Annotated in this window: 16 protein-coding genes; 9 read left to right on the top strand and 7 right to left on the bottom strand. The window is 59.7% G+C overall.

Going from position 1 to position 14,527, the window contains the following annotated elements:
* Window positions 1-188, top strand: a 188-nt coding sequence (locus CDO81_RS28565; protein WP_206602187.1) for a hypothetical protein, incomplete at its 5' end; no start/stop codon positions are given.
* A gap of 306 nt (window positions 189-494) precedes the next feature.
* Here CDO81_RS28565 and CDO81_RS27170 read toward each other — a convergent pair.
* From CDO81_RS27170 to CDO81_RS27145, 6 genes are all read right to left on the bottom strand, one after another.
* A complete protein-coding gene (locus CDO81_RS27170; protein ID WP_088486400.1) occupies window positions 495-1,388 on the bottom strand; it encodes a hypothetical protein in 894 nt (297 codons plus the stop codon).
* A 328-nt stretch (window positions 1,389-1,716) separates the two neighbouring features.
* Window positions 1,717-2,193 (bottom strand): H-NS histone family protein, encoded by a 477-nt coding sequence (locus tag CDO81_RS27165; protein WP_241517193.1) that lies wholly within the window; start codon window positions 2,191-2,193, stop codon window positions 1,717-1,719.
* Window positions 2,194-3,710: 1,517 nt separating this feature from the next.
* Complete coding sequence (locus CDO81_RS27160) at window positions 3,711-4,307, bottom strand: thermonuclease family protein (RefSeq protein ID WP_158218454.1); 597 nt, start codon at window positions 4,305-4,307, stop codon at window positions 3,711-3,713.
* A gap of 132 nt (window positions 4,308-4,439) precedes the next feature.
* Window positions 4,440-5,123, bottom strand: a complete 684-nt coding sequence (locus CDO81_RS27155; protein WP_088486397.1) for a hypothetical protein — start codon at window positions 5,121-5,123, stop codon at window positions 4,440-4,442.
* Between the two features lie 79 nt (window positions 5,124-5,202).
* Window positions 5,203-5,646, bottom strand: a complete 444-nt coding sequence (locus CDO81_RS27150; protein WP_088486396.1) for a hypothetical protein — start codon at window positions 5,644-5,646, stop codon at window positions 5,203-5,205.
* A 280-nt stretch (window positions 5,647-5,926) separates the two neighbouring features.
* Complete coding sequence (locus CDO81_RS27145; RefSeq protein ID WP_088486395.1) at window positions 5,927-6,160, bottom strand: DUF2188 domain-containing protein; 234 nt, start codon at window positions 6,158-6,160, stop codon at window positions 5,927-5,929.
* A 93-nt stretch (window positions 6,161-6,253) separates the two neighbouring features.
* Between CDO81_RS27145 and CDO81_RS27140 the strand changes: the two genes are divergently transcribed.
* Both CDO81_RS27140 and CDO81_RS27940 read left to right on the top strand, forming a co-directional pair.
* Window positions 6,254-7,321 carry a helix-turn-helix domain-containing protein gene (locus CDO81_RS27140; protein ID WP_088486394.1) on the top strand — a complete coding sequence of 356 codons (1,068 nt, stop codon included), beginning with the start codon at window positions 6,254-6,256 and terminating at the stop codon, window positions 7,319-7,321.
* 6 nt (window positions 7,322-7,327) lie between these two features.
* The gene (locus CDO81_RS27940) at window positions 7,328-7,618 is read left to right on the top strand and encodes a PIN domain-containing protein (RefSeq protein WP_144397443.1); all 291 of its coding nucleotides are present in this window, start codon (window positions 7,328-7,330) and stop codon (window positions 7,616-7,618) included.
* Window positions 7,619-8,135: 517 nt separating this feature from the next.
* Here the strand turns inward: CDO81_RS27940 and CDO81_RS27135 are convergent.
* Window positions 8,136-8,582, bottom strand: a complete 447-nt coding sequence (locus tag CDO81_RS27135) for a helix-turn-helix domain-containing protein (RefSeq protein WP_088486393.1) — start codon at window positions 8,580-8,582, stop codon at window positions 8,136-8,138.
* A gap of 268 nt (window positions 8,583-8,850) precedes the next feature.
* Between CDO81_RS27135 and CDO81_RS27935 the strand changes: the two genes are divergently transcribed.
* The 6 genes from CDO81_RS27935 to queC all read left to right on the top strand — a co-directional run.
* Window positions 8,851-9,249 (top strand): hypothetical protein, encoded by a 399-nt coding sequence (locus tag CDO81_RS27935; protein WP_144397442.1) that lies wholly within the window; start codon window positions 8,851-8,853, stop codon window positions 9,247-9,249.
* A gap of 223 nt (window positions 9,250-9,472) precedes the next feature.
* Complete coding sequence (locus CDO81_RS28320) at window positions 9,473-10,411, top strand: hypothetical protein (RefSeq protein WP_158218453.1); 939 nt, start codon at window positions 9,473-9,475, stop codon at window positions 10,409-10,411.
* 2 nt (window positions 10,412-10,413) lie between these two features.
* Window positions 10,414-11,544 (top strand): DGQHR domain-containing protein DpdB, encoded by a 1,131-nt coding sequence (dbpB, locus tag CDO81_RS27130; RefSeq protein WP_088486392.1) that lies wholly within the window; start codon window positions 10,414-10,416, stop codon window positions 11,542-11,544.
* Window positions 11,541-12,839 (top strand): tRNA-guanine transglycosylase DpdA, encoded by a 1,299-nt coding sequence (gene dpdA, locus CDO81_RS27125; RefSeq protein WP_088486391.1) that lies wholly within the window; start codon window positions 11,541-11,543, stop codon window positions 12,837-12,839. The genes dbpB (CDO81_RS27130) and dpdA overlap by 4 nt, the downstream gene beginning before the upstream one ends.
* A complete protein-coding gene (gene dbpB, locus CDO81_RS27120) occupies window positions 12,836-13,912 on the top strand; it encodes a DGQHR domain-containing protein DpdB (protein ID WP_088486390.1) in 1,077 nt (358 codons plus the stop codon). Before dpdA ends, dbpB (CDO81_RS27120) begins: the two co-directional genes overlap by 4 nt.
* A 12-nt stretch (window positions 13,913-13,924) precedes the next feature.
* Window positions 13,925-14,527 (top strand): 7-cyano-7-deazaguanine synthase QueC (queC, locus tag CDO81_RS27115; RefSeq protein ID WP_144397441.1); only part of this gene is annotated, 603 nt, incomplete at its 3' end.

The raw sequence follows: 14,527 nt of genomic DNA, 5'->3' as shown, positions 1-14,527 counted from the left end.
TGGTCCATAGTGCGTACGTATCCATCAAGTCGTTGATGGATACGAGCATCCTAGGGCTGCCTCAGCGGATCAACATGCCTTGGCTGGACGCTTACAAAGCAGGAACTGAGGAGCCCGCTGATCGACAGTTTGCTGGAGAGAAGAGTGCCGATGCTGTTGCGGCTTGCGATGGCCTTTGCGCTGACTGATCGGCCGTGGCTCATCCGAGCGGATCACATCGATGCAGCGATAGCCTGGGTCAGGTACGCGACCGGCTCGGCTGGCTTTGTTCTAGCGGGCACGGCCGGGCGCGGTGAGTCCTTGTCGCGCAACTAAGTTCGCATAATTCGCAAGTTCGCAGCAACGACATGGGCGCTGTGCCGCCCGATGCCCGTCAAACCAATCTAATCGTCCGTGAGCAGACGCCTCGCGGAAGCGACGAACTCAGCCCTGGCCTGGCGCCGGGGCCCCTTTGCCGACGCTCATGCCACAGCCGGATGCGCCGTGAAGGGGCGTTAGCGCACGAGCTTTTCTCGGCACCGCCGCATGAACCGCTCGTAGACCGGCACGAACTCCCGCGCCTCTTCGTTGAGCACGCGTGCGTCTTCGATCACTTCAGGTGGGCGCGGTCCCCGCGCTCGCTGGTTGTCAGAAAACACCGACGCGAAGTCACCATTCCCCACCGGTACGGTTCTCATCGCAAGGCCTTCTGCCAAGCGCCCCCCGATCGCGTACAGTTTGGCAAGCCCTTCTTGGAGCTCTGGATCCATGAACTCCCTCTCGGGCGAGTCCCAGGTGTCGTAGAACTCGAACAACGGCCGGATCGCTGCTCTCGAGAAGGGGCCGCGGAAGTCGTGATCACGGAACAGGCGAACCGTAGGATCGAAAGCCAGAAGAGCCTTCAGCTCTTCGTAAAGGCGTTGATCGTGCGTTGGCTCGTTCGCTGCAGTCGCAGGCTTGAGCTGCGGGTAATGTTGAAACAGTCGGGACTCGTCTAGAGTCAGGTCTTGCCACACATCGTTCCAAAAGAGCACGGAGACCTTGAACTTGGAGCCTTGTGCACGGGTCTGTGACAGCTCGCGGACGAACTCCTGTAGAGGCTTATCGGTAGGTCCTGTTGTCACCACGTAGAGGTGAGCGAGGTCCGGCTTAAACGACTCCGCCTTCCCCACCTCGTCAAGAACCACCTCCCTAGACAGTCCAGACACAGTGTTCTTGCACTGAAGTCCCACGAGTCGCCCTTGATCATCGTTCCCGAACACGTCGACGCCGTCCTGCCGTTGACCTTGTCGTCCATGTCGTGCGAAGTCGGCATTGCGCCACCTGTTCTTAGCAGCGGAACAGACGATGTCCTCGAACTCATCCCAGGACTTGGGCGGAGCCATGTTTAGGTCTGCGTAGGTTGGCATCCTTGGATTATCCGCATGTCGATTTAGGCATCTTCAGAGCTTTCCGATCGGCCGAAAGATTCGTCACATAGGCCGTCGGCAGTCTGACCTGCCCGGCTTCTCCGAGACACTGATTCTCAGAAACCATGGCTCCATCCCCGAGGAGCCCATGAATAGAAGTCAATTCACGGAATAGCGGACGGTCGCGATCCTGCGCGAGGCAGACCGCACCGCGGTGGCCGAGGTGGCCACGAAGCACAAGGTCAGCGACCCCCGACGGCGTAGCGCCCTAGCCGGGGGAGCAGCCGCCGTCGGACACCGGTGAGGACGGTGGATCGCCGCTGTGGCGTCAAGCAGCTTCAGAAGCGCCATCCGCCTTGGCGCGCGGGGCACGCTTGCCAGCGGCCTTCGCCGCCGGCCGCTTCTTTGCCGTTGGATTAGCTTTCGAGCCCGTGTTGCGCTTGACGGGAGCCTTCGCAGACTTCGTCGCGGAAGCTTTTGTCGCTGCCGGCTTCGCGATGAGAAAGTCTTCTAGCGACTTACCAGCTGCGAGTGCCTCGTGTATCCATGCCGGACGCTTGCCCATGCCACCCCACGTGTTTCCCGCTCCGTCGCCGTACTTGGGTGCTTTCGTGGGCTTGGCCTGCTTGGTCACCGCCTTCGTCGCGGCGGTTCTGCTGGTCACCGAGCCAAATAGTTGCTCTGCAGTCAGACCGTACTTGGCGATGTCCTTGCGGATGCGGGTGATTACCTCGTTCTGAATAGCCGCAGCTTGCTTCTGGAGCCGTTCAATCTGCGACATGATGCTGGAAAGAGATTTGGCCACCGTGTTGACTCCTTTTCGATTTAGCTGACCTGCCAGACGCGCTCCAATGAGGAGCAGGTCGGAGCGGCGTCGACATTGATACGGCGAGTATCGAGACGTCTCTGACGTCGTGTGTTGCGATGTTATCGAAGCCATTGATCCGTCACGGATTCATATCCGACTTGTCGTACGCTTGGTTGAGCGGCCAACGCGCTGGGTCCATCTACTTCCCAGTTCGTGCGCTCAAGATTAACGACCGATGAAGTCAACGACGTGCGACCGAAGGTTCTTGTAGAGCACTTGCGCTGCGAGCGCCGCGCTGCAGGAGGCCTACGAGACAACACGCCGCCTATTGCGCTAATGCAGCCGCATCCGATAGTTTGGTACGACAAGGAAGCAAGCTTATGTCCCAAACGAGGCTCTCCTACCGCCTTGCTGTCGCGCAGTGGGCAGTTTCATCGCTCGCTCCTCGCGTCAGATCGGCGGGCACATATCGGACCGCTCGACCCGATTGCCCAGCCTGCTGGGAGTTGGATGAAGCAGGATGCAGCATGGTGCTGGCCGTCAATGCCCTTCGCCTGCCAGACGATCCCGACGTTTCTACTTTGCTAGACGTCTGGATGGACCACGGCGGCAAAGTGTTGTCGGTGAGTTGGTTCTCCCGTTTGCCGTGGAGACCTCCTCACATTACTACTTTAAGGGCAGGCGATTGGCTGTATAGGCTGGGTTGGCGGGAGTCCAGCCAGCCTTGACGCACCGCAGCCAGGATGACCGGGCGCAATGCCAAGAAGGTGACCTTCGACGGAACGGAGGAGTTTGTGTCGGCGCTTTGGAATCGCCAGAAAGGGTCAAAGCCCCCGCCTTGGTGGTCAGGCACGAGAACGCAGTGGAGATTGAAGTTGGCTAACGCGTGCGAACCTCCCTCGCTAAAGCCAAAGTTCCGGAGCGCCGTGTTCTTTTGGATCCACGTCCCGAAGGACCCTGGAAGCCTACTTCCAAGTATCAAGCGGATGCGCTTCGCCGCGGCGGCACGTGAGGCCACTGGTGCTCTGCGGACTGCAAGGTCTGCTCGTTCAGCGGCGGCAACATGCAGCGACTGGCATTCGCCTGAAGTAACTCCCTCGGGGAACTCCTAACCGGATGCCATGCGGTGATGGCCCACGAGGTTCGGGGAATCAGCCGTGAGCGTCAAAGGTGACCATTTACAGGGTGACCAACGGTCCAAGGTGACAATCTACGGGGCGAAAGGCGCTCTGAGGTGACCGTTTACGGGGCGACCCAGCAAAGCTGAGTGCGCTAGAGGTACCGATTCATCGCCGATAAGGACGGCGCACAACGGCCCCACCCCGTAAATGGTCACCTAACGGGCGCCGCCCCGTAAATGGTCACCTTTTGAGTAGACCGCCTGCTGTCGTCCTGGTTCACGCGGCCCGGCCCGGCGCAAGTCCGTGGACGTTGGCTTGGATGCCCTGAACCGAACATGGCCTCAGGTCGGTGAGAGCCTGACCACAGCGCCCGAACGGAGAGGTAGGCGGGCGCTACGCGAGCTCTCGACGCCGGCGCTCGGCAGCCAGTCTGTCCATTTCCCTATTGGCGATCTCCCGCGTCCGGTCCCGCTTTGCTTGCTCTGCCTCAGCCTTCATGCGCGCCCGGTGGTAGGCCTCAGCCGATTCCTTGGTGATCTGATCCTGCCGTTCGATCCAGGCCGCAATCTGCTTGTCATAGATGGAGAAGACAAGCCCAAGCAAGGTCAATCCAGCCAGACCGGTAGCTGCGAGAAGCCACCAGCGCGTGTACTGCTCGATGCGCGCCCGAAAGTCCCGAGGTGCCTCCACGCGATCCTGTAACCACAGGCCCTGCCGCGCCCGCTGGGCTTCTAGCAGGGCGGCCTGGTACTGCTCGCGGTCCGGTTGGGCCTGTGCATCGAAGTAGTCTCGCCAAGCCAGCCCACGGCGAACCAGCTCAACGTTCACGACATGGCCGTGCTGCTCGACCACCTCGACCTCATCAATTCCGTCTTGGGCCCTCCCACGAATCTGCGCTTTCACCTGCCGGCCGAGCACCATGGCAGACAGAGCCGATTGCGCTTCGTCGGCGAAGGGCTGACCCAGCACGGGCGCGTCGATGAAGGCCAACCGTGTACCGGTTCGTGCGACCTCGAGAGCCAAATTAGTTCGCATTCGTTGGCGCTGGCTAAGTCCTTGTCGCACAACGAATTTCGCTATGTTCGCTAAGTTCGCGCGCATGCGATCGCCTTCGGCGTTGATTCAGCAACCATCAACGGGCTGAGCAGCAAATTGCCATGCGACTTGAGACTCCGGCCTGACGGGCTCGGCAACACGATGAGCGAACTCTCGGGCCTTGGTCGGCTCAAAGTCCAGCGCGATCGTCTGTAGACCGTCGAACAGGCTCGCCTGCCAGCGAGTCCACGCACCGAACCAGCGCAGCCGAGCCATCAAGGTGTGAACAACGATTCTTAGATGCAACGCCAGTTCTTCAGCGTCCCACTCGAAGCGGCATAGCAGGATGACGTAGGCAGATGCCTGCGAATAGCTGTGCTGTGTCAAGGCAAGAGGGTCCGGCTCGTCTTCCCGCCGAAGTAGCGAGATGGCCGGGTCAAACGTTTCCGGCGCTGTCAGCAACCTCGCCATCGCGTGAACCGCGGAGTCGGCGTCTTCCTTATCCCAGTCCTTGTCCAGCTTGACGGCATACCGAAGTCGCTTGTCAGCATACTTGACGAGTTCGTTGTGCAACCAAGCCAGCACCTGCTCTTGGTCTGCGCGATGGCTGAAGTTGACTGGGAAGCCGCGCTTCGTTGAGATCCGCTCAGCGATGAGCCAAGCCTCCACTTCCACATCTTCTGCCGTGTGCTCACCGCAGGTCTGGCGCGCAATGCGACGTAGATCGCTACGGCGCTGAATGATGAAGGCCTGGTACGAGTCCATCGACATCCGCGATCTCCTGCGCCGTCGTCCGCGCGGCAGCGGATTCTGGCGGAAGACCGCGCTGGCGAGTCAATGCTCGAGCCGGCTAGGAGTTGCGGCTTGCCGCGGCATCCGCCGCTGTTGGAAACCCAAAAAGCCGCATTGGCCTTAGATCGGGCGTGAGAAGGACCAGTTCGCACTGGCCCGTGATGCTCGGGCGCGTCTGAACAAACGACTCCTGGAGAAACGTTGCTGGCGATTCAACCTCGCCAAAAGCATCGCCTCGCACGAAGGTGATCAAGCCTTCTTCTGCAATGCGCGCGGAGAGCCTCAAAGTGCCTAGCTCCGCTGCCTCCACCGAAATCTGGTTGAGCAGGATCCAGCCGATCTCCCAAGGTCGAGCCTGCGCATCCCTATCCGTCGACCCGCCTTCGACAGAGGAAGAAACCTCAGGGCTGTCGTGCCGATCGGTGCAGGGATGCTTGGGCCAAGGAGCCCCGATCTCGTCGAAGTAGACCCGGCCGTTGTGTTCAAGCGTGAAGAAGTACACCGATGCGCTGCACACGGGACAGCGTGCATTCCCCTGCGTGTAGTGCCTCGGTATCCGCGGGACGGCAAATAGATCAGGCACCGGCGGCATGTTCGAGACAGGCTTCCTCAAGCGACCCTCGCCTCCAAATCCACAACCACAGTTCCAACGGTGATTCTTCGCGTTGCACATGGTGTCTTCGAAGTTAAAACGGGCCGTGGGCACCGCGAGGTGCCCTCGCGGCGCAGCCTTGCATCGTCGTGCCAGAGCGCTCCAAGGTTGGCATGCCGATGACCTGGCTTCAGTCTTGGTCCTTCGGCGGGCACGGGTCGTTGCCGTATGAATCGCGAGCCCGGATGCGGCCGTCCTGGCCGTGGATCAGGAGTTCCCCTTGGCCCTGGCGTGCCATGTCCCGACCGGCCCGGATGGCCTCCGCCTGGGTATCGAACACCTGCGTCGCTCGCTGCCCGCCCTCGCGGAGCGTGCCCCAGCCGTTGTCCCGCTGCACGATGTGAACGTTTTTCCGGTTAGCCATCACGGACCTCCAGTCCGGTTGAGTTGACGGCGGCAAGTTTACAAACAACAATTTGCCTAGTCAATCTGTAAACCAACAAGCGCGGAGAGCACCATGATCGGAAACCGACTGAAGAGGGCGCGAGAAGCTCTCGGGATGTCGCTGCGCGAGCTAGAGGCCGCCATTCAGGGGCAGGTCTCTGCCCAGGCCATCGGCAAGTACGAGCGCGGCGAAATGATGCCGGGCTCAACCATCCTCTTGGCACTCGCAAAAGCGCTGCAGGTCTCCCCCGAGTACCTGCTCAGCGAGCGTGAGATCGAACTCACGGGGGTGGATTTCCGCAAGGCGCCACATGCTGGCGCGAAAGAGGAGCGTGCCGTGGAAGCATCCATCCTTGACCAGGTCGAGCGGTACCTGGAGCTGGAAGAGTTGATGCCGGGCATCGACCACGTGTGGATCGCACCAGGCGAGGAAGCCTTCGCGATTAATCGCATAGAAGATGCGGAAGAGGCTGCCGCTGCTCTACGCCGCCTGTGGAGGCTGGGCATCGATCCGATCCCCTTCATGGCGGAGCTCTTGGAGGACAAGGGCGTCAAGGTCATTGCCCTCGACTTGCCGGAGAACGTATCTGGATCCAAGGCTTTCGTTCAGCGTCCTGAGCGGGAAGACGTCCCAGTGATCGTGGTCAACCAAGGGCATAACGGGGAGAGACAGCGGTTCACGCTGGCGCACGAGCTTGCCCATCTAGTCCTGCGGTTCAGCGGGCTCAGCGATGCCGAACAGGAAAAGGCGGCCGACCGCTTTGCCGGCGCATTCCTCATGGCGAAGGACATGGTCCTTCGGCTCTTGGGCGCGCATCGGACGTCGGTATCCATCGGCGAACTCGCAGAGCTGAAGAAGCTCTTCAAGGTCAGCATCGCGTCGCTGGTCGTCCGTTGCTCGCAGCTGGGGATCCTGAGCAAAGCAGCCTATGGTCGCTTGTGGGCCCAGATCAGAGACATGGGGTGGAACAGCCAAGCGTCCAGCGAGCCCTGCACGCTACAGCCCGAGGTTCCGCAGCGGATGGAGCGGCTGTGCCTCCGAGCGGTCTCTGAAGGGGCGATATCCGAAGCACGGGCGGCCGAGTTGCTCAACATCAGCGTCCGTGAGCTCGACCGACGGTTGTCTGGCCAGTTCGCCTGATCCACCATGATCATCCTGGTCTCGGACACTTCAGTCTTGATCGACCTGGAGCGTGGCGGGCTCCTAGAGCCTGCGTTTTCTTGCGGGCTGACCATGGTGGTGCCCGATCTCTTGTACGACCGTGAACTGGTCGCGGAGAACGGCCCCTTTTTGAAGCAGTTGGGCTTGGGAGCCCGTCTGCTCGGACGTCGGTATCCAGCAGCAGGCAAAGAGGGATGCCATGGTGGCGAAGCCGATCGGCGACCTTCTTCAGTCGCGTGGCAGTCCTGCTGCTGGATAGCTTCGCCGCTGGTTTGACCTCGACGACCGCTCCCCAGTCGCCAGACCAGAGAAGCAGGTCCGGCGTGTATGCGAGCGGGTCCTCGGCGGTGCCCAGGTCTAGCTTGGCCGGATGGGTTTCAAACGCCGCGATGCAACTCGCGATGTCGGCGACTCGCGCACAGTCCTCCTCGATGAGGCTTTGGTATCGCGGCGCCTCACATTTCCAAACGGCGGGGACGCCGCGGGGAGCGGCGCCACGAGGCGTAACGACCTTCGCGGGCGTATACCGACTCGAAAGCTCTTTGAGGAGCTTGGTGAGGAGGGGGCGCGGCATCACGCGGCCTGGGATCTTCTTAGGCATGAGTTGACTCCTTGGTGCTCACTTGTGAGCACTTGCGCGTTCAAGTTCGAGGTGCTGAGGGCGACGGGGGCGATGTCCGTCTTGACGCGCTGGAGCCGGATCGCAATACTGCGATCACCACGCTTTAGGTCTAGTGCCTATGGCTTCCAGCGGCGACGCTCAGCAATGAGTGCTCGCCGTTTTTCTTGGGCGCTACATGGCTGGCCTCCCCTGCGATTGAGCGGTTGTCGGGCGGCCGCGGCGTGCCAGGGCGCGGATGCGCTCTTTGCTTTCGTTGAGCTGCTGCAGTTCGGCCAAGAGGCCGGCAATCTCGTCCTCTGAAAGCCGCCCGTGAATGAGGGCCGCCTCGGAGATCAGCTCTGCCGCTGACTCGAGAAGCGACCCGCGGAGCGATGACATCAGCTGGTCGTGCGCGCCAGCGCGCAACAACTCGTCAGTCTGCTCTTCGCTGAGCTCGTATACCTGGGCGAGACCGGCCAGAACGTCTGAGCTTTCCGGCGTACGGCGTCCGGTCTCCATGGCGGAGAGCACCGTCTGACACAAACCCACCGATGCAGCCGCCTGCTTCTGAAGCAGACCGCGCGCTTGCCTTGCGCTGACGAGCGCGCTTGGAAGTCGGAGAAGTTTCTTGACGGACATGCGCTCAACGTTAAGCGCACACCTGTCATCAGAAAAGTGCCCTAACACCCATGTCCGCTATCCGTGGCGACAAGCAGAATCGTCAAGTCGATCGACAGTCTCTGCCCAGAGAGCGGCGGCTCACTCCCCACCCTCTCCGGATACAGCGACCATACAAGTTACTGCCCGCTTCACCATGTCCGCTTCGATGCTCAGCCTAGCGAAAACACCCCTGACTGCGTCCGATTTGTGCTCATTGGTTGGGATCTCAGATAGAGCGTTCAAACAAATGCGCGCTCTGAAGGCAGTGGATGCGGCGAACGGAACAGGGAAGGCTGCCCGCTACACCGAGGAACATGTCAACCAAGCGAAGCGTCTTCATGACCTGATGGCCGAGTCAGGCCTGTCCATGCCCGCGGCGGCAGCGCGTCTTCGCATTGACGCTGCACTTTCTAGAGTTTCCAGGGCGTCGAAACGGCGGCTTGCCGTTGAAGCTTGCTTTCGAGGTTCTGTGCACAACCTTGGATCCGGCGTCTACTTGGCGGTGGATCCACAGGCGCGTTCTGCGCTGCAGAGCCAGTTGCTGAAAGAGTTGAAGAGCCGGGCCGAGATCATTCAAAGCATGATGTCCGAGAAGCGGAATGCGACCGCTTCCGAGATGCGGTCACGAGTGCATCGAACCAGATAGACGCCGCGTTGCCTTGATGGGGATAGGTGAGGCTTCCGGCTCCTGCAGCGGATTGCCGAGCAAGTCCGTCTGCGGCGGGGGAGGGGGGGTCGCTTAACCGAGGATGCTGGCGCTGCCGAAGGCAGCACCGAAAACTGTAAACGCAACTGCAGATCTGCTCGAAAAACTGTAGAATATCGGCCTGCGGCTGGCGCAGTTATTCCCAACGTTCAAAATGGCGCCTTTGAAAACCACCGCAGTTTCGATTGTGGTGACGAGCTGCACCGGTAGGAAACTCCACCCTAGCGGCGTGGCGCTGAGTGATATCTCTGCGAGCTTTTCGTCCATACACGCGCTGGTCGCAACCTGGCGAAAAGCTCTGCTCGCGGCGGGGCCACGCTACGTGGCCGGCACGCTTTACGGTGGCCGATCGTTCCGTGAGGCAGAGTCGGTGGCCAACTCGCTCGAGGCGCCCCTCTATGTCGTATCAGCAGGACTTGGGCTGACTTCGGTCCAGGAACCTGTCCCCGCCTACGACCTAACCGTGTCTGGGACTGGCTCCACCGTACTGCCGATTCTGCGAGAACTCGGGCTCGCTCCGTCGCACTGGTGGGCCGCGCTTAACGAGGGTCTAGGCAAGCCTGCACCGATTGCCTCGTTGCTGAGAAGTCAGCCGAAGGCAATTGTGTACTTGGCTATGCCATCGACCTACTTGAGCTTAGTAGGTGACGAGCTGGCCGCGTTATCAAAGTCAGATCGAGCTCGCCTTCGCATCTTTTCTTCACCGGCTTGGCAGCGTGCCGCGCCCGCCGCACTGGCCAAGCTGGCGTTGCCATACGACGAACGTCTCGAGACGACAGCCTATGCGGGAACGAGGAACGACTTCCCCCAGCGGGCTTTGCGTCACTTCATCCAGGCACTACAAGGGAACGCGCTCACTCTCTCTGAGGGGCGTTCTGCCGTTGAGGCGGTGATGGCGCGGCACACCCTCAGAGTTCTTCCGGAGCGACAGAAGCGTACTGACGACGAGGTCCGCGCGCTGCTAAAGCGTCATTGGAAAGCCAACAACGGCGCCGGAGATCGCCTCCTACGAGTCCTCAGAGACGAACTACTAATTAAGTGCGAGCAATCTCGCTTCCGGCACCTATGGCAAAGCGTGCGCGCTGAAATGGAACGAAGCTAATCATGGCATCCAGCTCTGAAGAAATCATCGTCCGTGCCCTGCACACGCTGCAGGGCAACGGGCTAGATGTCTATGCGTTCTTCATCAATGGCCCGGACGTCATGCGAGTCGCGGATATCACCCGCCTGGAGCGCGACCAGGCAGACAACCTCAAAGGCTTTCAGCGCCCGGAGATCCGGAGCCATGTGAAGGGCATCGCCGAATACTTGCTCCAGGGCGATGTGCTGTTTCCTAACGCGATCATTTTGGCGTTGTCACCGGCGGTTAAGTTCGCGGCGTCCCGAGGAACAAAGCCGACAGGAGACCAGGGGCTGGCGCAATCCGGAACACTCACCATCCCCCTGTTCAAGGAAGGGGAGCGGGTCGCTTGGATCGTCGATGGTCAACAACGGTCACTGGCACTGTCGCAAATCGGAAGCAGGACGATCCCCGTGCCGGTCATCGGTTTCGTATCCGATAGTTTGGAGATCCAGCGAGAGCAGTTCATTTTGGTGAACAAGGCGAAGCCCTTGCCGCCCAGGTTGATCAACGAGCTGCTGCCGGAAACCCGCAGCGTCCTGTTTCCACGCGAACTGAGCCTTCGGAAGCTGCCTGCGGAAATCTGTAGCCTGTTGAACCGCGATAAGACATCGCCGTTCCATCAACTGATCAAGCGTGTGTCTGACAAAGGCTCCTTCAGCGGAGCCGTGGTGACGGATTCAGCGGTTATCACCATGATCAAGAACAGCATCAACAACCCACTGGGTGCGCTCGCGCCGTACAAAGGTGGTCCGCGCGATTCGGCGGACGTTGAGAGCATGTACCGCATCCTGCAGACGTACTGGACTGCGGTTCGCGACGTGTTCAAGGACGCATGGGGCAAGGATCCGCGACACAGCCGACTGATGCACTCCGCGGGCATCGAAGCAATGGGCGTGCTGATGGACCGCATCTATGCCCGCATGTCGGGGCCCAACGAAGATTTGAAGGCGGTCAAGGTTGAGCTTGAGAAAGTCGCGCCAGTGTGCCGCTGGACGAGTGGGCAATGGGACTCGCTCGGGTTGGCTTGGAACGAGATTCAGAGCACTCCAAAAGACATTAAGAAGTTGCAGGACGTGCTCGTTCGCGCTTATGCGAGCAGCGCCAAGACATGAAATTTCTCTATTCAGACACGCAGGACTACGTCGATCCCGACTACGACTTTCTAAACGACAGGAGCGCACCCGGCCGCGAGCGCTACTGGGATGATCTGTATGCCCACGAACTCATGACTCCTGCTCCGTATGACGGACTGCTGCTTTCGATGAGCGCTATTCGACAGGCAGTCGGTGTGGCCTCGTCCAAAGTTCGCTATTCAACGTCGGAAGAGCAGCGCCTGCTTCGCATTGGCGCGCGGAAGTTCCTGCGATATGAAGGTCCTCAATACAAGGATTCCATGCTCATGGGTGACTGCGGGGCGTTCGCCTACGTTGAGCATGAGCGCCCTGCGTACTCGCCTTCAGAGGTTGTTGAGTTCTATCTGGACGCAGGCTTCACCCATGGCGTTTCCCCAGATCACATCATCTTCGACTGCGATACAGACAATCCTCCGGCGTCAGCAGTCGATGCGAACGTGATTGAGCGTTACAGCATCACCCAAAAGAATGCCGAAGAGTTCCTGAGGCTTGTTCAGCTCGAAGGGAACGAATTTGAGCCCATGGGGGCAGTGCAGGGCTGGTCACCTCAGAGCATGGCTCAGGCGGCCAAAAGCCTGGAGAAGATGGGCTACCGCTATCTCGCGATTGGCGGCCTGGTTCCACTGAAAGTCGATGTGATCCATCAGGTGCTTTATGCCGTTAGAGCTGCTATTAAGCCCAGCACAAGCATCCATTTGCTGGGATTCGCAAAAGCGGATCACATCCACGAGTTCGTTCAGCACGACATCACTAGCTTCGACTCCACGTCACCGCTGATCCGGGCGTTCAAGGACGCCAAGCGGAACTACTACGTTGAGTCGCCCCACGGCGGGCTCGACTATTACGCCGCCATTCGTATTCCCCAGGCTATAGAAAACGCCCGTCTGGTGCAAGGTATCAAGCGCGGCATATTCAGCGCTGAGGATCTGCAGCGACGAGAGCAGTTGGCACTTAAAACATTGCGCGCTTACGACAAGAACCAGGCTCGAGAAGAAGACGCTCTGGACGCAGTTCTGGACTATCAGCGTTTTCTAACCCTTGGAGACGACAAGATCACTGACGACGATCGTGCAAGAGAACTTGCAAAGAGTCGAGTTCAGATTGCTCGAACGCTGCGTGACCAACCATGGAAGCGATGCCGCTGCGATGTCTGTAGCTCAGTCGGCGTTGAGGTGATCATCTTCCGAGCTAGCAATCGAAACAAGCGCCGTGGCTTTCACAACCTCGGCGTCTATCACCAACATGTTCAACGAACCTTGTCGAACGCGAAATGACGACGTTTAAGTACAAAGCTGTGCGCGCACGCCAAGCTCCGGATCACGATGTGTTCTGCTTTGCCGCACACCCTCATGATGTTCTGAAGTTCGCAGAGATCGAGCGCGTGGGGCGCGACGAGGCAGGCGCACTTAAGGGATTCCAGCGACATCAGGTTGCCTCCCACATCAAGGAAATCCGTGACTACATGGGCCGCGAAGATGCGCTGCTACCGAATGCCGTGATCGTCGCCTTCATAGGTGGCGTGAAGCTTCGCGAACTGGGTGACGGCCTAGTCGAAGTCACCGTGCATGCAGACACGGAAAAGCCAGGTTTTGTGGTCGATGGCCAGCAGAGGCTATCCGCGCTGGCGGGTCTACAGAAGCCGGGCTTCCAAGTCTTCGTCTCAGCCCTTGTCTGCAAGGACTACAACGAACTGCGACAGCAGTTCGTCCTGATCAACAACACGCGTCCACTTCCAAAAACACTGATCTACGAGTTGCTGCCTGAAGTTGAGGGATTGCCGGAGCGTTTCACAAATAGGAAGTTTTCCGCCCGCGTGGTCGACCGACTGAACTACCTGCGCGGCGGTGCCTTCTATCGCGAGATCCGCCAGCACACCAACCCAACTGGCGTGCTGAGTGACGCGGCAATGCAGCGACTCGTGATGAACTCTGCGGCTCAAGGGGCGATAAGGGAGTTCATCCGTTTTGATGACTATGAAGACCGATCAGTGCAGTTGCTGAACGAGTTCTTCGAAGCCGTGAGGGCCGTCTTTGGAACGGAGTGGGTCGGCATGAGCCCCCGTACCTCGCGAATCCGCCATGGCGCAGGACTAGTCGCTTTGGGCTTCGTGATGGAGCACCTCTACAGCAACTTTGGTGCAACGACCAAGCAGGAATTCGAGCCAGGCCTACGGCTACTTCGGGACAACGGGCACACGGCCTGGACCAGCGGTCAGTGGCGTCTTAGCGACGACGATGTGCGTCCTTGGAACGGCATACAGAACACCCCAACAGATATCGACTTGCTTTCGAACCACCTCGTTCGATGCCTAAAACGCGAGCTACGGCGCGTCCGTCGAGCAGCCTGAACTGGAGCTTCTATGAACCGACGTGCGCTCGTTCTCTTCTCTGGCGGACAGGATTCGGCGACATGCCTTGCCTGGGCGTTAGATCGCTACGATTACGTTGAGACGATTGGGTTCGAATACGGGCAAAGGCATGCTGTCGAGTTGGTTTGCCGCACCCGAGTCATCGCTCAGCTTCGCAGCCAGTTCCCAAAGTGGGGCGCCCGCCTAGGCAGTGACCACCTGCTGAATCTGTCAGTCCTTGGCGCGATCAGCGATACGGCGTTAACTAGCGAACGGGCCATTGACTTTGACAACAATGGTCTGCCCAACACATTTGTTCCCGGGCGCAACCTCCTCTTTTTCACATTTGCTGCCACCGTGGCATACCGGCGAGATCTACAAGTACTTGTGGGAGGCATGTGCGAGACGGATTACTCGGGGTACCCGGATTGCCGAGACAACACCCTGAAGGCATTGCAACTCGCCATGAGCTTGGGCATGGACAGCCCCATGGTGGTGGAGACGCCGCTAATGTGGTTAAGGAAGGTCTGCAAAACCCCGTCCGCGACGGACGATGAGGTTGCATGCCGTTCGCGCGGAGAAATAGCGTCCTATCAGAGCGTCGCGGGCGGTGAA

Origin of the sequence: Roseateles puraquae (genome assembly GCF_002205845.1) — a bacterium.
In the GTDB taxonomy this organism is placed as follows: domain Bacteria; phylum Pseudomonadota; class Gammaproteobacteria; order Burkholderiales; family Burkholderiaceae_C; genus Pelomonas; species Pelomonas puraquae.
Note: the sequence above shows the minus strand (reverse complement) of the source record. Positions and strands in the feature narration are given on the sequence as shown.